23 protein-coding genes and 1 pseudogene are annotated in these 22976 nt (G+C 59.7%); 13 read left to right on the forward strand and 11 right to left on the reverse strand.

All coding sequences use genetic code 11. The features are described 5' to 3' along the window. Nucleotides 1-7 precede the first annotated feature (7 nt). Nucleotides 8-1189 carry a GGDEF domain-containing protein gene (locus tag L901_RS20415; protein WP_059759864.1) on the forward strand — a complete coding sequence of 394 codons (1182 nt, stop codon included), beginning with the start codon at nt 8-10 and terminating at the stop codon, nt 1187-1189. A gap of 15 nt (nt 1190-1204) precedes the next feature. Here L901_RS20415 and L901_RS20420 read toward each other — a convergent pair whose 3' ends face one another. The 5 genes from L901_RS20420 to ccmA form a co-directional block, all read right to left on the reverse strand. Further along, nucleotides 1205-1804 carry a DsbE family thiol:disulfide interchange protein gene (locus L901_RS20420; protein ID WP_059759866.1) on the reverse strand — a complete coding sequence of 200 codons (600 nt, stop codon included), beginning with the start codon at nt 1802-1804 and terminating at the stop codon, nt 1205-1207. Then, nucleotides 1801-1974: a heme exporter protein CcmD gene (gene ccmD, locus L901_RS20425; RefSeq protein ID WP_059760043.1), complete on the reverse strand. Its 174-nt coding sequence runs from the start codon at nt 1972-1974 to the stop codon at nt 1801-1803. Before ccmD ends, L901_RS20420 begins: the two co-directional genes overlap by 4 nt. 4 nt (nt 1975-1978) lie before the next feature. Further along, nucleotides 1979-2740: a heme ABC transporter permease gene (locus tag L901_RS20430; protein ID WP_059759868.1), complete on the reverse strand. Its 762-nt coding sequence runs from the start codon at nt 2738-2740 to the stop codon at nt 1979-1981. A gap of 74 nt (nt 2741-2814) precedes the next feature. Beyond that, complete coding sequence (ccmB, locus tag L901_RS20435; protein WP_059759870.1) at nt 2815-3474, reverse strand: heme exporter protein CcmB; 660 nt, start codon at nt 3472-3474, stop codon at nt 2815-2817. 202 nt (nt 3475-3676) lie between these two features. After that, the gene (gene ccmA / locus L901_RS20440; RefSeq protein ID WP_059759872.1) at nt 3677-4318 is read right to left on the reverse strand and encodes a heme ABC exporter ATP-binding protein CcmA; all 642 of its coding nucleotides are present in this window, start codon (nt 4316-4318) and stop codon (nt 3677-3679) included. 271 nt (nt 4319-4589) lie between these two features. On the opposite strand from ccmA, the pseudogene acnA reads away from it, so the two are divergent. The 3 genes and pseudogenes from acnA (at nt 4590) to L901_RS20455 (ending at nt 9006) form a co-directional block, all read left to right on the forward strand. Continuing rightward, nucleotides 4590-7282: pseudogene (gene acnA / locus L901_RS20445) on the forward strand (aconitate hydratase AcnA). A gap of 190 nt (nt 7283-7472) precedes the next feature. Further along, nucleotides 7473-8213 carry a thioredoxin family protein gene (locus L901_RS20450; protein WP_003523168.1) on the forward strand — a complete coding sequence of 247 codons (741 nt, stop codon included), beginning with the start codon at nt 7473-7475 and terminating at the stop codon, nt 8211-8213. A 400-nt stretch (nt 8214-8613) separates the two neighbouring features. Beyond that, nucleotides 8614-9006, forward strand: a complete 393-nt coding sequence (locus L901_RS20455) for a DUF2794 domain-containing protein (RefSeq protein ID WP_003523170.1) — start codon at nt 8614-8616, stop codon at nt 9004-9006. 113 nt (nt 9007-9119) lie between these two features. Here the strand turns inward: L901_RS20455 and L901_RS20460 are convergent, their stop codons facing one another. The 3 genes from L901_RS20460 to L901_RS20470 form a co-directional block, all read right to left on the reverse strand. Beyond that, entirely contained in the window at nt 9120-9902 is a 783-nt protein-coding gene (locus L901_RS20460) for a Bax inhibitor-1/YccA family protein (RefSeq protein WP_059759874.1), read from the reverse strand. A 218-nt stretch (nt 9903-10120) separates the two neighbouring features. Further along, a complete protein-coding gene (locus tag L901_RS20465; protein ID WP_059759876.1) occupies nt 10121-12682 on the reverse strand; it encodes an ABC transporter permease in 2562 nt (853 codons plus the stop codon). Next, a complete protein-coding gene (locus tag L901_RS20470; RefSeq protein WP_035263238.1) occupies nt 12679-13389 on the reverse strand; it encodes an ABC transporter ATP-binding protein in 711 nt (236 codons plus the stop codon). Before L901_RS20470 ends, L901_RS20465 begins: the two co-directional genes overlap by 4 nt. Before the next feature lie 91 nt (nt 13390-13480). On the opposite strand from L901_RS20470, the gene L901_RS20475 reads away from it, so the two are divergent. Then, on the forward strand, nt 13481-14131 hold the full coding sequence (locus L901_RS20475; RefSeq protein ID WP_059759878.1) for an arylesterase: 651 nt from the start codon (nt 13481-13483) through the stop codon (nt 14129-14131). Between the two features lie 68 nt (nt 14132-14199). Further along, the gene (gene thpR / locus L901_RS20480; protein ID WP_003523177.1) at nt 14200-14793 is read left to right on the forward strand and encodes an RNA 2',3'-cyclic phosphodiesterase; all 594 of its coding nucleotides are present in this window, start codon (nt 14200-14202) and stop codon (nt 14791-14793) included. Here thpR and L901_RS26580 read toward each other — a convergent pair. After that, entirely contained in the window at nt 14727-15206 is a 480-nt protein-coding gene (locus L901_RS26580) for a low molecular weight protein-tyrosine-phosphatase (RefSeq protein WP_082710740.1), read from the reverse strand. The genes thpR and L901_RS26580 overlap by 67 nt on opposite strands. A 58-nt stretch (nt 15207-15264) precedes the next feature. On the opposite strand from L901_RS26580, the gene L901_RS20490 reads away from it, so the two are divergent. From L901_RS20490 to L901_RS20520, 7 genes are all read left to right on the forward strand, one after another. Next, complete coding sequence (locus tag L901_RS20490; protein WP_003505045.1) at nt 15265-15570, forward strand: 4a-hydroxytetrahydrobiopterin dehydratase; 306 nt, start codon at nt 15265-15267, stop codon at nt 15568-15570. Between the two features lie 51 nt (nt 15571-15621). Further along, nucleotides 15622-16002, forward strand: a complete 381-nt coding sequence (locus tag L901_RS20495; protein WP_003523181.1) for a YkvA family protein — start codon at nt 15622-15624, stop codon at nt 16000-16002. 296 nt (nt 16003-16298) lie between these two features. Next, the gene (locus L901_RS20500) at nt 16299-16802 is read left to right on the forward strand and encodes an invasion associated locus B family protein (RefSeq protein ID WP_003523183.1); all 504 of its coding nucleotides are present in this window, start codon (nt 16299-16301) and stop codon (nt 16800-16802) included. Between the two features lie 266 nt (nt 16803-17068). After that, entirely contained in the window at nt 17069-18241 is a 1173-nt protein-coding gene (rlmN, locus tag L901_RS20505; protein ID WP_078052458.1) for a 23S rRNA (adenine(2503)-C(2))-methyltransferase RlmN, read from the forward strand. Between the two features lie 108 nt (nt 18242-18349). Beyond that, nucleotides 18350-19303, forward strand: a complete 954-nt coding sequence (locus L901_RS20510; RefSeq protein WP_003523186.1) for an ABC transporter substrate-binding protein — start codon at nt 18350-18352, stop codon at nt 19301-19303. 107 nt (nt 19304-19410) lie between these two features. Next, the gene (locus L901_RS20515) at nt 19411-20292 is read left to right on the forward strand and encodes an ABC transporter permease (RefSeq protein WP_059759881.1); all 882 of its coding nucleotides are present in this window, start codon (nt 19411-19413) and stop codon (nt 20290-20292) included. Then, nucleotides 20289-21083, forward strand: a complete 795-nt coding sequence (locus L901_RS20520; RefSeq protein ID WP_059759883.1) for an ABC transporter ATP-binding protein — start codon at nt 20289-20291, stop codon at nt 21081-21083. The genes L901_RS20515 and L901_RS20520 overlap by 4 nt, the downstream gene beginning before the upstream one ends. 39 nt (nt 21084-21122) lie before the next feature. Here the strand turns inward: L901_RS20520 and L901_RS20525 are convergent, their stop codons facing one another. Beyond that, nucleotides 21123-21770, reverse strand: a complete 648-nt coding sequence (locus L901_RS20525) for a LysE family translocator (RefSeq protein WP_059759885.1) — start codon at nt 21768-21770, stop codon at nt 21123-21125. A gap of 128 nt (nt 21771-21898) precedes the next feature. Then, the gene (locus tag L901_RS20530; RefSeq protein WP_031234585.1) at nt 21899-22753 is read right to left on the reverse strand and encodes an SDR family NAD(P)-dependent oxidoreductase; all 855 of its coding nucleotides are present in this window, start codon (nt 22751-22753) and stop codon (nt 21899-21901) included. Nucleotides 22754-22976 lie beyond the last annotated feature (223 nt).

The following is a 22976-nucleotide window of genomic DNA, read 5'->3' on the forward strand; positions in this document are numbered from 1 at the left end:
GAACCCATTGCAAGACAACTTCGCCTATCTTCTCCCCTTCATCATGCTGACATTCGGCGTGGTGTTCCTGTTCCTGCAAAGGATCGGCCACGCTTCTGCCCGCTATTGGGGTATAGGATATCTTTCGGCGGCCTTCGGTTTTGCCACACCTTTGGTGCTTGGCGGCCTGCCCTTCGAAATACAGGCGATTGTTTCGAACCTGTTGTTCTTCTCCGCCTTCTTCCTCTATGGCCACGCTCTGCTCGTCCATTTCGGGCGGCCGCTTTATATCACGGCCAGGCTGTCGATCGTGGTTGCCGCGGTTTTGCTGGTCTCTTTCCATGTTTTCGTCACGCCGAATCTGAAACGCGAGCTCGTCATCGGCGATCTCGTCTGCGCCCTTTTGCTCGCGATCCCGGTCTGGATCGTGCGGAAGCGGCCGGTGGCGCTTGCCGACAGGCTGATGGTGGGAATTGCCTGTCTTGTGGTGCTGGAGACGCTGGTGCGCGTCGGCATGCTGCTGGTGCTGACGCCGAGCGGCTCGATGATCGAACTCAGCGAATTCTTCGAATCCGACTATGCTTTCTACATGCAGCTTGCGGCGAGCATCTTCGGATTCCTGCTGGCGCTCTCCGTGCTCGCGAGCCAGATTTCCGTCACCGTCGACCGGCATCTGCATGCGGCAGAGCATGATCCGCTGACGGACGTACTAAACCGGCGCGGCTTCGACCGCCGAGTTCCCGATTTTCGCAACGATACCCCTGAGGGTGCGGTCATCGCCTGCGACATAGACCACTTCAAACGTATCAACGATGTTTACGGTCATGCGGCCGGAGATATCGTTCTTATCGGCCTTTCCGATCTGCTCAGGCGAAATGCGCCCGAGGATGCGCTGGTGGCGCGCTTTGGCGGTGAGGAATTCGTGGTCTTCCTGCCCGGCCAGACAGCCGCCGCAGCCGGCCAGCTTGCCAATGCCATGCGGACAGGTCTTTCGTCGCTCGATTGGCGCAACCGGGGTGTAACCAGCCAGATCACCGCGAGCTTCGGTGTTTCGGCCGTCGCGAGGGGAGATCATTCCATTCATGACGCCATCAAGCGGGCCGATGACAGTCTCTATGCCGCAAAACGCGGCGGTCGCGATCAGGTCGTTCTGGAAGGCATACGTCTGCCGGCTGAAGGCCCTTCGCTGAGGGTCGTTACCAAGGGGTGACGCCTTGCGAGCGGGTTATTTCCCGGCTGCGGCCGCAATGGCTGGCAGCAGATCGCGTTCCACGCTGCGGGCATCGAAGGGGCCGACCTTTTTATAAAGGATCGTGCCATCCGTGCCGACCAGATAACTTTCGGGAATACCGTAGACGCCCCAGTCTATCGCGGCCTTGCCGTTCGGATCGACGCCTATCGCAGCAAAGGGATTGCCGAGTTCGCCGAGGAAGCGCAGCGCATTATCCTGCTTGTCCTTGTAGTTGATGCCGACGACGGTGATGCGGCTGTCTTTCGCCAATTCCTGAAGCAGCGGATGCTCCTGCCGGCAGGGAATGCACCAGGAGGCGAAGACGTTCACCAGCGTCAGCTTGCCCTTGATGGCAGCATCGGTCAGTGCCGGCAGGTTGGAGCCCTCCAGCGGCGGTAGCGACAGGGTCGGCGCCCTGGTGCCGATCAGCGCCGAGGGAATGGCGCTGATATCCAGGCCGTTCACGTCCTGATCGTAAAGCATCTTGCCGGCGACAAGGGCGAAACCGCCGAACAGCAGCAACGGCAGCAGCGCCAGCGCATAGCGTGCACGGCCTGTCGTTTTGGCCTTGGTGTCCCGGTCAGCCTGCGTCATTGCGCATCACCTGTGGAACCGGCTCTCGCTCTGCGGCGTACGCCGGATGCTTCGAGTTCCTTCAGTTCCCGTTTGCGTGCCTGACCGTCCACGACGACCCAGGCGATGAGACAGAGAACGACAAGGCCGGTCGCCGCATAGGACATGCCGATATAAAAGGCGTGCGTCATCACTTCAGCCCTCCCGGTTCGCCATGCGGGCGGCGAGACGCCGCTGCGCGGCCACGCGCCGACGCCAGATTTCGTTGCGCATGGCGGCGATGTGCAGCGTGAAGAACAGCAGCGTGAAACCGACGGCCATGGTCAGCAGCGGCCAGAGGAATTCCGCATCGATGGCGGAGCCGCCCATGCGGATGACGCTTGCCGGCTGGTGCAGCGTGTTCCACCACTCGACCGAAAATTTGATGATGGGGATATTCACGAAACCGACGAGGATCAGCACGGCGCTGACGCGGGCGGCTCTCGACGGATCGTCCATGGCGCGGTTGAGCGCGATCAGTCCCAGATACATCAGGAAAAGCACGAAGACGGAGGTCAGCCGTGCATCCCACACCCACCACGTCCCCCACATGGGCTTGCCCCAGAGCGAGCCGGTGACGAGCGCAATCAGCGTGAAGGCCGCGCCGATGGGGGCAGCGGCCTTGTGGCTGACATCCGCCAGCGGGTGACGCCAGACGAGGGTGCCGATAGCGGAGACCGCCATGACCGAATAACACATCATGGCGAGCCACGCCGACGGCACATGCACATACATGATGCGCACCGTATAACCCTGCTGATAATCGCCTTCGGTGGTGAAGGACAGATAAAGACCGACGGCCAGCACCAGCGCCGTCAAGGCAGCGAGCCATGGCAGAATGCGCGCCGCCAGCGCCAGAAACCGGGTGGGATTGGCGAGATCACTGAATTTGGTGATGGTGAAGGTCTGCTCGTTCATGCCGTTTGTGTAACCCGAGAATGGCCGCCCCGCAATTGATCCCTGTCAATCGGGGATCGTCTGGCGTGGTTTCATCAATCCATAACATTGCGCAGCGCCAAAGCGGCGAAGAAAGGTCCGGTCACGGCTGAAAATAACGTGATTGCACACAAAATGAGAAATGGCGGCATGAAGGGCGCCGGGTCCTGCACCGCCGCATAGGAGGCGCTGACGCCGAAGATCAACACGGGGATGGCGAGCGGCAGGACGAGGATGGAAACCAGAAGCCCTCCGCGCGGCAAAGCAACGGCAACCGCCGCGCCCACCGCGCCGATGAAGGTGATGGCGGGCGAGCCGACGAGAAGGGTAAGCATTACGGCGCCGATAGCCACCTCGTCCATGTTCATAAAGAGGCCAAGCAAAGGGGAGGCAAGCACCAGCGGCAGACCGGTCGTGACCCAGTGTGCCAGGCATTTCACGAACACGGTCAGCACCAGCGGGGTTTCTTGCATCAGGATCAGATCAAGGGAGCCGTCATCCCGCTCGGCCTGAAACAGCCGGTCGAGGCCGAGAAGGGCGGAGAGCAGCGCGCCGATCCAGACGATGGCCGGGCCGATGCGGGCGAGCAGGTTGAGATCGGGGCCGACGCCGAAGGGGATGACGGCAACCACTGTCATGAAGAACAGCACGCCGATCAGCGCACCGCCGCCGGCGCGGATGGAGAGTTTGATGTCGCGGAGGAGGAGGGCGGTCATTGGGACGCCCTCGAGTTCGCGGTGTTACCCCCCTCTGCCCTGCCGGGCATCTCCCCCTCAGGGGGGGAGATCGACCTGCGGCTGGGTCTCGTCCATCTCAAAATTTGAGAATGGAGTGATGGAAGGGCGTCTTGCCAATCTCCACCCTTGTGGGGGAGATGCCCGGCAGGGCAGAGGGGGGTATGCCCCGCGCACATCGCCCTCATACCCAAGCCTCCACACCCACAAACCCCGTCATCTGCAATTCCCGCGCGCTCTCCAGCCCCAAAGGCTGATGGGTCGCGGCCATGACGATGCCGCCTTTCCCAAGGTGGTTTTTCACGAGATCGGTAAACATCCCGTCCGCAGCCTTGTCGAGTGCCGCCGTCGGCTCATCGAGAATCCACACCGGTCGCCATGCAATCAAAAGTTTCGCCATGGCAAAACGCCGCTGCTGGCCGGCGGAGAGATAACCGAAGGGCAGGTGGGTAATGCCGGCGAGGCCGACGATCTCCGCCGCCTCATCGATCGCCACGCCCGTCCCGCCGGAAAAATCGCCGAGGAAGTCCTTCCAGAACCGGAGATTCTCCGAAACGGTCAGTTCCGTTTTCATCGCATTGCGATGGCCGAGATAGTGGCAGGCCTCCGAGGGGCGCATGTCAGCTTCTATTTCTTTGCCGGCTATCTTTATTCGCCCCTGTTCGGGCCGCAGCAGGCCGGCCACCGTGCGCAGCAAGGTGGATTTTCCCGAGCCGTTGCGGCCGGTCAGCACAAGAGCCTCACCGTCGCTTAACTTGAAGGAAATATTCATGAATATGAAATCTTCGCCGCGTCGCACGCCAAGATTTTCCGCCGTCAAATCCATGCTGCGGTTCCGATTACGATTTCGTCGTCTCGATCATAAAAAAATCGATTAGGTTCGTTGAATGGTCTGGCACGTTTTAGAGAAATTATCTATATGGGTGTCAACACGCCAGCGGCCGGCGTGAACATCATCTTGCGCCGGACTTGACGATTGCGAGGAGCAATTTTCACGTGCGGACAGCGGAAATGGTCGTACCCGCATCCTGATGTGCATGAGTGCATAGGTGTCCGCACGCACGTGTTGGCTATCAGAGTAAGCGGGGTTTTTATCCATGCCCAAATCACTCGACAGTTTCCAATGTCGTTCCGTCCTTACCGTTGACGGTAAGGAATACGTCTATTTCAGCCTTCCCAAGGCTGAAGCCAATGGCCTGAAGGGCGTTTCCAAGCTGCCCTATTCCATGAAGGTTCTCTTGGAAAACCTGCTGCGTTTCGAGGACGGCCAGTCCGTCACCAAGGAACACATTCTGGCGGTTTCCGAATGGCTGAACAACAAGGGCCTGACCGAAACCGAAATCGCCTATCGCCCCGCCCGCGTTCTGATGCAGGACTTTACCGGCGTTCCCGCCGTTGTCGACCTTGCCGCCATGCGTGACGGCATCAAGGCCCTTGGCGGCGATCCGGAGAAGATCAACCCGCTGGTTCCCGTCGATCTCGTCATCGACCACTCGGTCATCGTCGACGAATTCGGCACGCCGAGCGCCTTTGCCCGCAACGTTGAGCTGGAGTATGAGCGCAACGGCGAACGTTACCGCTTCCTGAAGTGGGGCCAGCAGGCGTTCGAGAATTTCCGTGTGGTTCCGCCCGGCACCGGCATCTGTCACCAGGTCAACCTCGAATATCTCGGCCAGACCGTCTGGACCAAGGAAGAGGATGGCGAGACGATTGCTTATCCGGATACCTGCGTCGGCACCGATTCGCACACGACCATGATCAATGGTCTCGGCGTTCTCGGCTGGGGCGTTGGCGGTATCGAGGCTGAAGCGGCTATGCTTGGCCAGCCGGTCTCCATGCTTCTGCCCGAGGTTATCGGCTTCAAGCTGACCGGCAAGGTGAAGGAAGGTGTGACCGCGACCGACCTCGTGCTGACCGTGGTTCAGATGCTGCGCAAGAAGGGCGTTGTCTCCAAATTCGTCGAATTCTTCGGCCCCGGCCTGATTCGATGTCTCTGGCCGACCGCGCAACCATCGGCAATATGGGTCCGGAATATGGCGCGACCTGCGGCTTCTTCCCGGTCGATAGCGAGACCATCAATTACCTGACCATGTCCGGCCGTGCGAAGGATCGCATCGCGCTCGTCGAAGCCTATTCGAAGGCGCAGGACATGTGGCGCACCGGCGACGGTTCCGACCTCGTCTTCACCGACACGCTGGAACTCGACCTCGGCGACGTCGTGCCCTCCATGGCGGGCCCCAAGCGTCCTGAAGGCCGCCTGCCGCTCGAAACCATCGCGCCGAATTTCGCGACGGCTCTTGAAAACGACTATAAGAAGCCCGGCCAGCTTTCGAGCCGTTATGCGGTCGAAGGTGAGGCTTTCGATCTCGGTCACGGCGATGTGGCGATTGCCGCCATCACCTCCTGCACCAACACTTCCAACCCCTCGGTTCTCATCGCTGCCGGCCTTCTCGCCCGTAACGCCGTCGCCAAGGGTCTGAAGTCCAAGCCGTGGGTGAAGACGTCGCTCGCGCCCGGATCGCAGGTCGTTGCCGAATATCTCGACAAGTCCGGTTTGCAGAAGGATCTCGACGCGATCGGCTTCAACCTCGTCGGCTTCGGCTGCACGACCTGCATCGGTAACTCCGGTCCGCTGCCGCCGCCGATCTCCAAGACGATCAACGACAAGGGCCTGATCACCGCCGGTGTTCTCTCGGGCAACCGCAACTTCGAGGGTCGTATTTCGCCGGATGTTCAGGCGAACTATCTGGCCTCGCCGCCGCTCGTCGTGGCCTATGCCCTTGCCGGCACGGTCCAGAAGGATCTGACGAAAGAGCCGATCGGCGACGACCAGAACGGCAATCCGGTCTACCTCAAGGATATCTGGCCGACCTCCAAGGAAATCCAGGAATTCATCCTGAAATACGTTACCCGCGAGCTTTACGAAACAAAGTATGCCGACGTGTTCAAGGGCGATGCGAACTGGCAGGCGGTTCAGGTTCCTCCGGGCCAGACCTATGCCTGGGACGACCAGTCGACCTATGTTCAGAACCCGCCCTATTTCGTCGGCATGGGCAAAAAGGGTTCGGGCCTCAAGAACATCAAGGGCGCGCGCGTCCTCGGTCTCTTCGGCGACAAGATCACCACCGACCATATTTCTCCGGCCGGTTCGATCAAGGCTGCTTCGCCTGCCGGCGCCTATCTGACGGAACATGGCGTCGCCGTTGCCGACTTCAACCAGTACGGCACGCGTCGTGGCAACCATGAAGTGATGATGCGCGGCACCTTCGCCAATATCCGCATCCGCAACCACATGCTCGGCCCGAACGGCAAGGAAGGTGGCTACACCATTCACTATCCGTCCAAGGAAGAGATGTCGATCTATGACGCGGCCATGAAATACAAGGCGGAAGGCGTCCCGCTCGTCATCTTCGCCGGTGTCGAATATGGTAACGGCTCGTCCCGCGACTGGGCGGCGAAGGGCACCAACCTGCTCGGCGTCAAGGCTGTCATCGCGCAGTCTTTCGAACGTATCCACCGTTCGAACCTCGTCGGCATGGGCGTCGTTCCCTTTGTCTTCGAGGAAGGCACGACCTGGGCGAGCCTCGATCTCAAGGGTGACGAAATCGTCGAGATCGACGGTCTCGAAGGTGAAATCAAGCCGCGTGAAAAGAAGATCGCCAAGATCACCTATAGCGACGGTTCAGTGAAGGAAGTTCCGCTTCTTTGCCGCATCGATACGCTGGATGAAGTGATCTACATGAACAACGGCGGCATTTTGCAAACCGTTCTTCGCGATCTGGCCGCATAAAGCTTCAACAATCGAAGACGCCGGGAGAAATCCCGGCGTCTTTCCATTTCATCGTCTCTTTTTTTGTGATTGTCGCTCACCCCTTCGTGACTTTCTATTGAAGGGCAATAGACGTTATTTTCCGGTTTGCATCCCGGCAGGATTGATCGCATCAATTCGTCTGGATCTCTTCCGGACAAAGGTTTTTGTAATGCCGCTGAAATTCCCCCTGTCGATATGTCTTCTCGGCACGTTCCTCGTCACCTCCGCGCAGGCGCAGGAGGCCGTGAAGGGCGTCGTCGAATTGTTCACGTCGCAGGGATGCTCATCCTGCCCGCCGGCCGATGAAGCCCTGCGCAAGATGATCCAGAAGGGCGATGTCGTCGGTCTTTCCTACCATGTCGATTACTGGAACTATCTCGGCTGGACGGATTCGCTCGCCTCGAAGGAAAATACCGACCGGCAATATGGTTATATGCGTGCGCTCGGCCGCAACGGGGTCTATACGCCGCAGGCCATTCTGAACGGTCGCGACCACGTCAAGGGTGCCGATGTTCGCGGCATCTATGATAGGCTGGATGCGTTCAAGCGCGAGGGCAAGGGACTGAACGTGCCGGTCTCGTCGAAATTTGCCGGTGACGAGGTGGAGATCGATATTGGCGCCGGCAGCGGCAAGGCCGATGTCGTCGTCGCCTATTTCACGCGCGAGCAGACCGTGGATGTGCAGAAGGGCGAAAACCAGGGAAAAAAAATGTCCTACTGGCACAGCGTCTATGATGTGCAGACGGTCGGCATGTGGGATGGTTCGCCGATGACGGTGAAGCTTCCGGCGAGCGTGGTGGCCAAGGTGAAAAAGGGCGGCTGCGCCGTGCTGTTGCAGACGGCCAATGCCGGCGGCGATCCCGCGGCAATCGTCGGCGCAAGTATTCTGCTTGGAAATGAAAACCCCTGATCGCCTGTCGGGCGATGGAAGATCCGGTCCGGGCATTGGGGGCTGGGGGTAAAGGGTCAATGCACCGGACCGGGTCATCTTGGTGCCTAGGCATCAATTGACAATAGGACTATTCCACCCAATTCGGGCCATGGTTTGACCGAAATACGGCAGCCCATGTGAAAATGGCTGCCTAAATGGTTACCATTTTTAACCCCTGCTTTTGCCGTTGGCAGCGCTCGTCGGAGAATCGGCGGGCGCAATTCCGCGCTGCCGTCTTCCGGTTCCGTTGCGCATCGAAGGCTTGTCGAACCTTTCCCGGAATTCCCTGTCCTATCCGCCATGCCGGTGCAAAGACTTGCAATTTCGCCCTCTCAGGCTCACACTGCATGGATGATTTGGGTGGAATCGGAGGTATTGGATGACCGATCAACCGGATGTGCAGCAGGTGCAGACCGCTTCACGTGACAATTCCACCGTTATCGATCTCCGCGAATATAAAAAGAACAAGGACCCTTTGCCGGTCACCTTTCACCGCCGCGAGCTGGATGCGATCCTGCGCATCTATGGCCGCATGGTGGGAGAGGGCGAATGGCGTGACTACGCCATCGATCACCTGAAGGAAAAGGCGGTGTTTTCCGTCTTCAAGCGTTCAGGTGAAATGCCGCTTTTCAGGATCGAGAAAAACCCCAAGCTGGCTGCGAAACAGGGCGCCTACTGCGTGGTGAATACGGATGGCCGCATTCTCAAACGTGGGCATGAGTTGCCGCAGGTTCTGAAGGTCTTCGACAAGGTTTTGAAGCTCATCGAGTGAGCTTTCGCAAAAGCGGACTGCCTGCCTCTGGCGGATAAGGGTGAAGAATCTTCCCAAATAAAAAGGCGGCCGAAGGGCCGCCTTTCGTATGTCTGGCAATCGAACCCTTAACCTTAGTCGTCGCGGTTTCCGAGGAACTGCAGGAGGAAGGTGAAGAGGTTGATGAAGTCGAGATACAGCGTCAGTGCGCCCATGATGGCCTTGCGGCCAGCGACGGCAACGTCGTCAGCATCGAAATACATTTCCTTGATCTTCTGGGTGTCGTAGGCGGTCAGGCCTGCAAAGATCAGCACGCCGATCGCGGAAATCGCGAACTGCAGGGCGCCGGAGCCAAGGAAGATATTGACGATGGAAGCAATGATCAGGCCGAACAGACCCATGATCAGGAACGAACCGAAACCGGAAAGATCCTTCTTCGTCGTATAACCGTAAAGCGAGAGCGCGCCGAACGAGGCAGCGGTCACAAAGAACGTCTGCACGATGCTTCCTTCAGTATATCGCAGGAAGATCGACGACAGCGAAACGCCCATCAGAGCAGCGTAAACCCAGAAGGTGGTCTGAGCGGCGGAAACGCTCATGTTCTGGATACGGAAGCTAAGGAAGAAAACCAGTCCGAGCGGAGCCAGCATGACGACCCAGCGCAGCGGTGACGCATAAACCAGGGCACCGAGGGAGGTCAGCATCTTGCCGTTCGGCAGCGTGGCAACCGCCGCTGCGGGATCACTTGTCGTCGCGAGCATGGCAAAGCCAAACGCTGCAACGCCGGTGATGACCAGAGCCAGCGCCATCAGGTTATAAACCTTGAGCATATAGGCGCGAAGACCTTCATCGATCATCGCACCAGTCTGAGCACGGTTCTGCGCCATGCGGTTCTGGTAGTTATTGAAGTCAGCCATTGTTTCCTCTTTTGAGCTCCGTGATTGCTACGGTGTCGGGATACCTCCCGGGCGCCGCTGCGGAGCTTCAGCAAGCCTGATCAAGAATATGATGGCAGAACGTGTTCTATACAAGGCCTTTTCCCGTCGAAAAGACACCATATGCGCGAAAAGCGCTCACGTTTTGGCGATCATTACAAAGAATTAATCGTTAAAGTTAAGCGGCGCACAACCGACGATCATTCACCTGCCTGCCGGAGAACCGGGGCTGCCTTCTGCCCGAGAATCCGCCATGTGCCGATGAGGCCGATGCCCACCGTCATGACGAGGGCGACGACGAGCGTTCCGATCGCCACATCCGGCAGGAAGCTGGAGGGCAGCTTCATGATGCGGGCGATCACGAACCATGCGGAGACGCCGCCGGCGAAAAGTGCGAAGACGGCGGTGGCGAGGCCGAGCATCATATATTCGTAGGAGAAGGCGCGGATGAGCAGGTTTCGTGTGCCGCCCAGCGTTTTCAGGATAACCGCGTCGTGGGTACGGGCGCGGTTTCCGGCGGCAAGAGCGCCGGCGAGAACCAGGACGGAGGCTATCAGGGCGACGGCTGCGGCGGCGCGAATGGCGGTGGCGAGCTGGCCGACGAGCCGGTTGACGACGTCGAGCGCATCCTTCACGCGCACGCTGGTGATCGTCGGATAGGCGTTGGTGACAGCGCGCAGGATACGGCCTTCGTCGGCGGCGGTTGCGGAAGGGTCGGCGAGTGTCGCCAGCCATGCATGCGGCGCGCCGCGGAAGGTGTTTGGCGAAAACACCATGACGAAATTGATCGACAGGGATTCCCATTCGACATTGCGCAGATTGGCGATCCTTGCCGTTATGCTGCGGCCGAGCACGTTGACGGTCACCGTGTCGCCAATCTTGAGACCCAGTTCCCCGGCTTCCTCGGCCGCGAAGGAGACCAGCGGCTCGCCGCTATAGTCCGGTCCCCACCAGCTTCCTTCGGTGAGAGTCGCGTTTTCGGGAATATCCTGCGAATAGGTGATACCCCGGTCGCCGCGCAGCACCCAGCGCCCGGCCGGAGGCACCTCCATCTTCGTGACGTCCTCGCCGTTGAGCGCCAGAATGCGGCCGCGCAGCATCGGCACTTCGGTCAGCGCGCCTTCCGGCGCTTCCCGCTTCAGAAGGTCGCGGAAGCCCTGAAGTTCGCTGCCCTGAATATCCACGAAGAAGAAATTCGGTGCGCGGTCCGGCAGGCTGTCCGTCAGTTCGCGGCGCAGATTGCCGTCGATCAGCGTGAGCGTCACGAGCAGTGTCAGGCCGAGGCCGAGCGAAAGGACGACAGACGGGGTGAGCGCACCCGGCCGGTGAATATTGCCGATCGCCAGCCTGAGCGCAGCCGAATGAACGCGCGGACTGCGCTTGGCGATGGCTTTCACGCCAGAGGCCACCAGCCGCAGCACCACGAAGGCAAAAGCGATGGCCGCGAGGAAGACCGAGGCGATGAAGCGGTCTTCCGCCGAGAAGATGGCCAGCGCGGCGAGCGCCGCCAGCAGCAGGCCGGTTGCGGCCAGATAGGGCCAGGATGGCCAGCTGCCCTCCTCGAAACCCTGTTCGCGGAAAAGCGCCGTTGCCGGCACTTCGCGCGCCTGGCCAAGCGGAACGATGGCGAAGGCGAGCGTCGTCAGGAGGCCGAAGAGGGCGGCTAGCCCGAGAGCGCCGGGATAAAAGGCAAGCTCCTCCGGCACGGGCAACACGCTCTCCAGAAACCGCATGGCGATGAGGGGCGCGACGGCGCCGACGACAAGGCCGATGACGATGCCGACGGCGGCAATGAAGGCGATCTGGAAGAGATAGGTCATGGTGACCACCGAGGCCGGCGCCCCCAGGCATTTCAGCGAGGCGATGGTGGTGCGCTTGGAATCCAGAAACGCGCGAACGGCATTGGCAACGCCGACACCGCCGACGATGAGGGCGGTGAGGCCCACCAGCGTCAGGAATTGCGAGAAGCGATTGACGTTTTCGGTGAGCGATGGCGCCGCCCGGTCACTGGTGCGGATGGACCAGCCGGCATCGGGAAAGGCCTTGTTGGCCGCATCGGTCATCGTTGGCCGTGCCGAAGGATCGTTCAGCCTGATCTTGTAGGCATGCTCGACGAGACTGCCGTTCTGAACGAGACCCGAGGCGAAAAGGGCGTCGCGACTGACCATCAGTCGTGGAGCAAAACCGAAACCGTCGGAGAGAGCATCCGGCTCGTCGACCACCGTGCCGGTCAGTTTCAGCTTCACATTGCCGAGCAGGATTTCATCGCCGACCTTGATGCCGAGCCGTTCCAGCAGCAGCGGTGCGGCAATGGCGCCATAGGTGTCGCCGTTCCCGGCCAGAAGCTCGCTCAGCGGTCGGTTGGGGTCGGCTACGAAGGTGCCATAGAGTGGGTAAGCGCCGTCTATGGCTTTCACTTCAGTCAACGTCTGTTCGGAACCGTCGGCAAGACGTGCCATGGAGCGCAGACCGGTGGACACCGCGACGCTGCCTAACCCATCAAGGTAGGCCCGCTCTTCTGCTGTCGCTTCCCTGTTGCGCAGTTCGAAACGCACATCGCCCGCCAATATGGACTGACCCTCGGTGGCGATGGCGCTGGTGACCGCGCGCGAGACGGAATTGACGGCGGCGATGGCGCCGGTTCCAAGCGCGATGCAGGCGAGGAAAATGTAAAAGCCGCGTAACCCGCCGCGAATTTCGCGCCGCGCGAGCCTTGCGGCGTTTCTGATATTGGCAAGAGACGGGATAATGGATCCGGTCATGCCGACACCGCTCGCGCCATATGGGAGGTGGCGCTGTCGCCCTCTATCTCGCCGGAGCGCACCTTGATCTGGCGTGAGCACCGGGCGGCAAGCGACGGATCGTGGGTGACGAGGATCATCGTCATGCCGCGTTCGGCCTGTTTGGCAAAGAGAAGATCGGCGATCTGCCTGCCGGTATCGGTATCGAGATTGCCGGTCGGTTCGTCAGCAATCAGCACGGCCGGTGAGGGGGCAAGCGCGCGGGCGATGGCGACACGCTGCTGTTCGCCGCCGGAGAGCTGGCCGGGATAGTGGTTGAGGCGTTCGCCGAGACCGACGGCGACGAGCTCGCGTCTGGCGATCTCGAAGGGGTTCGGGGTGTTTGCCAGTTCGAGCGGAACGGCGACATTTTCCAGCGCCGTCATATTGGCGATGAGATGGAAGGACTGGAAAACAATGCCAATGTTGCGGCCACGAAAATCCGCCAGCGCGTCCTCGCCGAGCTTGTGCAGTTCCGTATCTGCGATGATGATTTCACCGCTATCGAGCCTCTCGAGACCGGCAAGCACCATCAGAAGCGTCGATTTTCCCGATCCGGAGGGGCCGACGATACCAACCGCCTCGCTCTCTCCGATTGAAAGATCGATGTTCTTGAGAACGTGAACGGAGGCGGCGGCATTGCCGAGCGTGAGGTCGGCTTTCTTCAGCTCTATGATGCTTTTCGTCACAATTCTCGTTCCTATATAGGGTGATGAAAACGGTCTGGCGGTCGATGCGGTCGGTATTTCAGACAATGGGAACCAAGTTAGGAAAGCCGTGATGAGATTTAAAGCTGCCCTGTTTCACTTCATCGTCATTTTTGCCGCCGCCTTTTCCGCAACTGTTGTCATGGCTCAGGAGCGGACATTGCAGCTGGTCGGACTCGGCGACAGCCTGATGGCCGGCTATCAGCTTCCCCCCAACGACAGCTACACCGCACAGCTTGAGGCTGCATTAAAGGGCAAGGGCGTCAACGTCGCCATCGCCAATGCCGGTGTGTCCGGCGATACCTCTTCCGGCGGTCTGGCGCGGGCGGAATGGTCGGTTCCCGATGGTACAGACGGGGTCATTCTGGAACTCGGCGCAAATGACGCTCTGCGCGGAATTCCCCCGGAACAGACCGAAAAGAACCTCGACACCATCATTTCCGGTTTTCAGAAGCGCAACATAGCCGTGTTGCTGGTCGGCATTATGGCGCCGCCGAATATGGGCGATGATTATGCCAGCCGCTTCAATCCAATCTTTCCGAAGCTCGCCGAAAAATACAACCTGCCGCTTTATCCCTTCTTTCTGGATGGCGTGGTGACGGATGATGCGCTGAAGCTGGACGACAAGATGCACCCCAATACGAAGGGTGTGGCGATGATGGTCGAAAAATCTTTGCCGGCTGTTGAAAGCTTCATCACGACAATCGGTGCGCAAAAAAAATAAGCACTTGCGCCCGCCTGCATTGCGTGATTCGCTATGCTTGTTCTGCCAAGAGATTCGGGGAGCTCGCCATGCCGAGACTGTTTACCGCCCTCGAAATTCCGCGCAATGCGGCTATGAGCCTCTCATTGTTGCGCGGTGGTCTGCCGGGAGCCCGGTGGATCGATGTGGAGAATTATCACATAACCCTGCGTTTTATCGGTGACATCGACGGGCGGACCGCCGATGAGGTCGTGGACAGGCTGGACCGGATCGAAAGGCCGGAATTCCAGCTCAGTCTCACCGGTATGGGGTCCTTCGGTTCCAAGAAACCGCATTCCATCTGGGCCGGGGTTTCTCCCTCGCCGGAAATGCATGCGCTTCAGGCGGAAATCGAGCGGATCTGCCAGAGGATCGGTCTCCCCCCCGATCCGCGCAAGTTCATGCCGCATGTCACGCTGGCGCGGTTGCGCTCCTCCCGCGTGGACGATGTGGTGCAGTATCTTTCCGGACGCGGCAACTTCCGCACCTCGCCCTTCACGGTCGGCCGTTTCGTGCTGATGTCGTCGAAGGAATCGGTGGGCGGCGGACCCTATATCGTTGAAGAGGCGTTTCCGCTTCACGAGGCGCGGTCCAGCTCCATCTTTTCGAGCAACGATCTGCATCCTGCCAAGAGCATGTTGTAGACCTTGAGGAACCCGTCCTCGGCGCCGTAATAGGGATCGGGGACGTTCTCGCGACGGCCAGTGGCATAGTCCATGAAGAGATGGATCTTGTGCCGCTGCCTTTCCGGGCTCGATTGCAGCAGGTTCGCCAGATTGTTTTCGTCCATGGCGAGTATCAGGTCGAAGGTCTCGAAATCCGCAGGGGTGACCTGTCTCGCCCGCTGCAGGGAGATATCGACACCATGCCGTCGCGCCATGGCGATGGATCGCGGATCGGGTGCGTCACCCGCGTGCCAGCCGCCGGTGCCGGCGGAATCGACGGTAAGCCGATCAGACATGGCCGCGCCGTCGGCAAGGTGTCTCAAAACCCCTTCGGCAAGCGGTGAACGGCAGATATTGCCCATGCAGACAAAAAGAATAGCTGTATGTTTCATGGAATATGCGTCGATCCGGTCGTTAAAGCGTTAATGGGTCTCAAGCGGAGGCAAGTTCATGAAATATCCCAGACTCGAGCCGGATGCCATCCGGCAGGCCCTGTCGAAACTCGAGGGCTGGTCCCTGCGCGAGGACGGAGCGGCGATCGTCCGTTCCTTCAAGTTTTCAAGTTTTGCGGAAGCCTTCGGTTTCATGGCCGAATCCGCACTTGTCGCGGAAAGGCTCAATCACCATCCCGAATGGTCCAATGTCTATTCGCGGGTCAAGGTCTGCCTTACCACCCATGATTCGCAGGGTGTGACGGAGCGGGATTTTCTTCTGGCCGAGGCCATGCAGAAGGCGGCTGCGGGCCGAAGCAATTGAACGGCGGACCTTAAATCCCATATAATAGCCGTGACCGGAGGACCGTCGATCATGGATGATGTGAAAATCGGTGAAATTCTTCTGCCGGGTGAAACCGACAGGCAGCAGGAGCGCGAGACTGTGGTGCGGGCGAAATTCTGGCCCAAGCTGAAGCGCGTGATGTCGAAGGTGCCTTTCGCACGCGATGCCGCGGCTGCCTATTATTGCGCGATCGACCGCGATACGCCCTTGCGCGCCAAGGGTATCATTCTGGCGGCGCTCGCCTATTTCATCATGCCGATGGATGCCGTGCCGGATGTGCTGGCCGTTATCGGATTCACCGATGATATTGCCGTCATCACGGCAGCGCTCGCCATGATCCGCGCTCATATCAAGATGGAGCACTACGAGGCGGCTGACGCCATGCTGAAACGGCAGCAGGAAGCCGGGTAACGCCTCTGTGATCTGCCTGTTCGGGTGAGCCCGACGGGCGACAAATTCTTGCCTGAATTTATGTGTCATACACACGGAGGAAGGGTGTTTCGCGCCTTTCTCCTCAGGGCGTCGGGAGTCGCCAATCTGTAACACCGCAAGACGTTTCCGGCATTTTATGCGTGTTGTTGACGGTTTGGTAACCGCTTCCCGACCACAATGAGAAAAGACGATCCGCACCTGAACGTGGCCGATCCAGAAACTGGGCTCGCCGATGCTTCGGGCCAATGGAAGACAATAACCCGGCAGGAAATTCTATGTTTGTAAGAAGTGTAGCAACCGCAGCGGCCATTTTGCTGACCAGCGTCGGCGTAGCATCTGCACAGTCGCCCACGCGCATCCAGCAGTTCAATGCATGGGGTGCCTATTCGTACAAATCGGGCAACAGCACCGTCTGCTACGTTCTTTCCATTCCGACCGCCAAGGAACCGGCAAGCGTCGATCACGGCGATATCTTCTTCATCGTCTCGCAGCGTCCGGGCCAGAACATTTCCTATGAGCCGCAGGCCATGGTGGGTTATCCGCTCAAGCAGGGCTCCAAGGTCAATGTGACGATCGACAACAAGAACTTCGTCATGTTCACCAAGGACAAGGCCGCCTGGGTTGAAAACGCCGCTGAAGAACCGGCACTCGTTGCCGCCATGAAGGGCGGCAAGTCGATGACCGTCAAGGCAGTTTCCGGCCGTGGCACCGCGACCTCCTATTCCTATTCGCTGTCGGGTATTTCGGCAGCTCTCAAGCAGATCGAGAGCTGCAAGTAATACTGACACTCTGTCAGCTTGGTGGATGGCCGATCATGGATCGGCCATTTGCGTTTTTACCAGTTTGATGCTAAAGGCGCGGCAACATTGACAGGCGGATGCGCGAAAAGTGCTCCGCCTTTGATTTTCTCAACATGCAGACGATTTTCCGCCTATCCGAAAGGCTGGTCGTGCGATGCATGGAATGGTGGGATAGCGTAATGTCCGTAATGCAAGCCCCTGCCGGCCTGGCAGTCAAAACCCCGCTGATCGCCAATAGCGATCTGATGTCCGGCAAGCCGTCGCTGATCGGCCTGACGCGTGAGGACATGGGCGAGGCGCTGGCCGAAATCGGCGTGCCGCAGAAGCAGGTGAAGATGCGCGTCAGCCAGTTGTGGAACTGGCTTTATGTGCGCGGCGTCTCCGATTTCGACAATATGACCAATGTCGCCAAGGAGCTTCGCGAGAAGCTGAAGGCGGCCTTCACCATCGCCCGCCCGGAAATCGTCGAAGAGCAGATCTCCAATGACGGCACCCGCAAATGGCTGATGCGGTTCCCGCCGCGCGGTGCGGGACGTCCGGTCGAAATCGAGACGGTTTATATTCCCGAAGAGGGTCGCGGCACGCTGTGCATTTCGAGCCAGGTGGGCTGTTCGCTGACCTGTTCCTTCTGTCACACCGGCACCCAGCGCCTCGTGCGCAACCTGACGGCTGAGGAAATTCTCTCCCAGCTTCTGCTGGCCCGTGATCGGCTCGGTGATTTTCCCGATGGTTCGACGCCGGTTGGCGCTTATGTGCCGAGCGAAGGCCGCAAGGTCTCCAACATCGTGATGATGGGCATGGGCGAGCCGCTCTATAATTTCGAGCATGTGAAGACCGCGCTTCTGATTGCCACCGATGGCGATGGCCTGTCGCTCTCCAAGCGTCGCGTCACGCTCTCCACCTCGGGTGTTGTGCCGGAAATCTTCCGCACCGGCGATGAGATCGGCGTCATGCTGGCGATTTCGCTGCATGCGGTGCGCGACGAGCTGCGCGACATGCTGGTGCCGATCAACAAGAAATATCCGCTGAAGGAGCTGATCGAGGCCTGCCGTAAATATCCGGGTCTTTCCAACGCCCGCCGCATCACCTTCGAATATGTGATGCTGAAGGACGTCAACGACAGTCTGGAAGACGCCAAGATGCTGGTGCAGCTTCTGAAGGGCGTTCCGGCCAAGATCAACCTCATTCCGTTCAATCCATGGCCGGGCACGAACTATCAGTGCTCCGATTGGGCGCAGATCGAGAAGTTCGCCGATTTCATCAATCAGGCCGGTTATGCCTCGCCGATCCGCACGCCGCGCGGCCGCGATATTCTCGCCGCCTGCGGCCAGCTGAAGTCGGAATCGGAGCGCATGCGCAAGACCGAAAGGCTGGCTTTCGAGGCGATGATGATCGCCAACCACGGCGCGGATGACTGAATAAGCCGCAATTGCCGCCTGAAAGCTTGTTTTGCAGCGGTCTCCGATTGATTTCGGGCTGTCTTGTTCCTAAGAAGACGAAAACAGGGAACCAACAGGAGGATATCCATGCGCGCATTCATTCTGGCTCTCGCTGCCGCGAGCGCCCTCGTTCTGCCGGCCAAGGCTGAAAACGTCACCGTCGCCGTCACCGCCATCGTCGAACATCCGGCGCTTGATGCTGCCCGTGATGGCGTCAAGGCCGCGCTTGCCGAAGCCGGTTACAAGGAAGGCGAGAACCTCAAGTTCCTTTATGAGTCCGCGCAGGGCAATCCCGGCACCGCAGCGCAGATCGCGCGCCAGTTCGTGGGCGATGCGCCGAACGTCATCGTGCCGATCTCCACGCCGTCCGCCCAGGCCGTCGTTGCCGCCACGCGCGACATTCCGGTCGTCTTCACGGCGGTTTCCGATCCGGTCGGCGCACAGCTCGTCAAGGACATGCAAAAGCCCGGCCGCAACGTGACCGGCCTTTCCGACATGCTGCCGGTTGGCGAACATCTGGCGCTCATCAAGGAAATCTCCCCGAACGCCAAGTCCATCGGTTTCATCTACAATTCGGCTGAGGCCAACTCCGTTTCGACGCTGGCCCTCTTGAAGGCCGAAGCCGAGAAGGCGGGTCTCAAGGTTGTTGAATCCGTCGCCACCAAGTCCGCAGAAGTGCAGGGTGCAACCCGCGCGCTGGTCGGCAAGGCCGATGTGATCTATGTTCCGACCGACAACACCATCGTTTCCGCTTTCGAAGCGGCTGCCGGCGTTGCTTCCGAAGCCAAGATCCCGCTTTACGCCGCCGATACGGATTCCGTCGCCCGCGGTGCGGTCGCTGCCCTCGGCTTCAACTATTTCGACGTTGGCAAGCAGACCGGCGCCGTCGTTGTCCGCATCCTCAAGGGTGAAAAGCCGGGCGATATTCCTGCAACCGTTGCTGTCGGCACTGATCTGGTGATCAACAAGAAGGCCGCTGAAAAAGCCGGCGTCACCTTCCCGGAAAGCATCACCAAGCGCGCCACCAAGGTCATCGACTGAACCGAAACCAGACTGAATAACGGGCGGCGGCAAATTCGCCGCCCGTTTTACGTGGCACGAGACGGTGCCCGTCTCCGCCTGATGGCGGCAATAACAAGGACATTACCGTGAGCCAAATCGCCTTCTGGGGTGCCGTGGAGCTGGGACTGGTCTTCGCTTTCGTGGCGATCGGCGTTTATCTCGCTTTCCGGGTGCTTGATTTTCCTGACCTGACCGTGGACGGTTCGTTTCCGCTCGGCGCCGCCGTGGCTGCCGTGCTGATCATCGCCGGTCTGAATGCCTGGGTTGCGACGGCGATTGCGATGGTGGCCGGTGCCGCCGCCGGCATCGTGACCGCGACGCTTAACGTTCGTTTCAAGATCCTCAACCTGCTTGCCTCGATCCTGACGATGATCGCGCTGTTTTCCGTCAATCTTCGCGTGATGGGAAAGCCGAATGTCGCGCTGCTCAATCAGGACACGATGATATCGCCGTTTTACGGCCTCGGCCTGTCGGAATATCTGGTGCGGCCGCTTTTCGTCGGCGCGCTGGTGCTGATCGCGATCATCCTCGTCTGGCGTTTCCTTGAAAGCGATGCGGGCCTTGCCATGCGCGCGACGGGCGCCAATGCCCGGATGGCGCGGGCACAGGGCGTGAAGACCGGCAACCAGATCTACCTCGGCATGGCGCTTTCGAATGCGCTGGTCGCTCTCGGCGGTGCGCTGTTTGCGCAGACCAACGGCTTTGCGGATGTGACCTCCGGTGTCGGCACCATCGTCGTCGGCCTTGCCGCCGTCATCATCGGCGAAACACTTTTCGGTGCGCGCGGCATTCTGATCGCGCTGATCGGCTGCGTCTTCGGCTCCATCGCCTATCGTCTCGCCATCCAGCTCGCTTTGTCGAGCGATGTGCTGGGCCTCAAGGCGTCCGATCTCAATTTCGTAACGGCGGTATTGGTGGCAATCGCATTGATCCTGCCCCGACTGCGCCGCGGGGGAGCAACATCGTGATTTCCCTTTCCGATATCCAGGTTGTCTTCGGACGCGGCACGCCGCTGCAGAAGCAGGCGCTCTCCAAGATCGATCTCACCATCGACGATGGCTCCTTCGTCACCGTCATCGGTTCCAATGGCGCCGGCAAATCGACGCTGCTCGGCGTTCTGGCGGGCGATGTTCTGCCGACGGCGGGCAGGGTGATGATCGGTGGCGCCGATGTTACCCGCAAACCGACCGCCAGCCGGGCTGGGCGGGTGGCGCGCGTGTTTCAGGACCCGCTGGCGGGTAGCTGCGGCGCGCTCACCATCGAGGAAAATCTGGCACTGGCGGCGTCGCGCGGCGAGCGTCGCGGCCTTTTGCCGGCGCTTGGGCGCGGCCGTCGGGATTTCTTCAGGGAGCGCATCGCCTCGCTCAATCTCGGGCTGGAAAATCGTCTGAAGGACCGCATGGACCTTCTGTCCGGCGGCCAGAGGCAGGCGGTCTCGCTTGTCATGGCGACGCTGTCCGGCTCGGACGTGCTGCTGCTGGATGAACATACGGCTGCTCTCGATCCCGGCATGGCCGAATTCGTGATGGAGCTGACCCGCAAGGTGGTGTCGGAGCGCAAGCTGACGACGCTGATGGTCACCCATTCCATGCGTCAGGCGCTGGATTATGGCACCCGTACGATCATGCTGCATGCCGGTGAGATCGTGCTCGACGTCTCCGGCGACAGCCGCAAGGATCTCGAGGTCGAGGACCTGATCGACATGTTCCGCAAGATACGCGGCCAGAAGCTCGATGACGATGAGTTGCTGATCGGTTGATTGTAAAAAGGCGCCGTAAGGCGCCTTTTTTGTTTGCCGTCAGCGCGCCTGCGTGAAGAAAATCTTGACGGCAAAAAGCGAAAAGACGCCGGCGATCGTATAATCCAGTCCGCGCAGAATTTTCCGGTTGCGTTGCAGCCAGGCTGAAAGAACATCTGCGGCGATCACGATGCCGATACCGATCGGCAGCGCGACGATGATCGACCATATGCCGAGGAAGATCAGCTTGCCGGTTACATGCGGGTCGGATGCGCTGACGAATTGCGGCAGGAAGGTCATGAAAAAGATGATGATCTTCGGGTTCAGCAGGTTGACCCAGATGCCGTTCAACAGCGCCGATTTAAGGGAGGATTGCGCTTTTTCGCCGGTGCTTTTCACCATCACGAAATCCGAGCCCTTGCGGATCGCCTGAATGGCAAGCCAGACCAGATACGCGGCCCCGCCGGTCTTCAGGATCATGAAAGCCGTCGGCGAAGCGACGATGAGGGCGGCGACGCCAAAGGCGACGAGCATCGTGTGCACGGTAATGCCGATATTGGTTCCCAGTAGCGTCATGAAACCCGCCGTCCGGCCCTCGCGCAGAGCGCGGCTGATCCACAGCGTCATGTCAGGCCCCGGCGTCACCGCCAGAAGCAGAATGGCGATGGTGAAGGCGATCAATGTTGGCAGGCCTGGAACGAAATCCATCGCGGCACCCGTAAAATCTGGAGGTTGCCGTGCTTAACGCGATTTCGCGCTTCTGCCAATGTTTTTGAGCGCCAATGCATCGACGCGAAAAGCCGCCGCAATGCTCACATCGCGGCGGCCCCGAACATTCAGTTTTTCAGGAAGCTGGTGAAGGCGGCGGAATATTCCGTGTGCCAGCGCGACAGCGGAGGGCGGTTCTGGACGATGTCATAGGCCGCCCAGAGAATGCGCTTTTCATCCGTTGGGCGATCCACCTCGCCATCCGGGCAGAGAATGTAGAAATCGCCCCGGCCGATGCTTTCGACCATGAAGTCGACGGTCTGTTCGCCGGTCCATGCGCCTTCTGGCTTTTCCGTTCTGCCATGGGCGGTGAGACCAGTGAAAACGTAACCGGGGATCAGCAGATGGGCAGAAACCGAGCCGTTCGGAATATTGCGCAATTCGTGCTGAAGCGCTTCCGTGAAGGTTTTGACGCCGGACTTCGAGACGTTGTAGGCGGGATCGCCGGGAGGTGTGGTGATACCCTGTTTCGAGCCGGTATTGATGATGAGCGCCGGCTCGCCATGGGCGATCATGCCCTGGCCGAAAACACGGCTGCCGTTCACGACGCCCATCAGATTGACGTTGATGATTTTTTCCCAATTGGCCTGCGGGCCGAAAATGGCGCTGCCGGGCTGGATGCCGGCATTGTTCATCAGAACGTGAACGCGTCCGAAACGCTGGATTACGGCGCGCTCCAGCGCCTCCAGTTCATCGAGTTTGGATATGTCGGTCGGGATGGCGACGATCTGCGCTTCGCCGTCCTTGGCGACGGCCAGAATATCCGCATGGGCTGCGGCAAGCCTGTCGCCGTCGAGATCGACGAGCACGACACTCATGCCGAAACCGGCGAATTTGCGGGCGGCGGCAAGTCCGATGCCGGATGCCGCACCGGTGATGACAGCGACATTATCTTCCTTGAATGCGGGGTGGATGGTCGTCATAGGTTTCTCCTTCGCGTCGTTTCGGCTGTTTCCAGCGGTTTGCAACGTTGCCTGAACCTGAGTGGCTTCATTCACGGTCTTCAAGTCGATCGCGCCGCTTATGATAAAGCGCGAATTTTCATAATGCATGTGACAATTGCTTCGTTCCCATCGATGCGCCCGGTCATCGCCCGCTGTCGTACCCGCCCATCAATTGTTTTGTCGCTTATCTCACGGAAAAGCG

This window comes from Agrobacterium sp. D14, from assembly GCF_001526505.1.
Classification (GTDB): Bacteria; Pseudomonadota; Alphaproteobacteria; order Rhizobiales; family Rhizobiaceae; genus Agrobacterium; species Agrobacterium leguminum.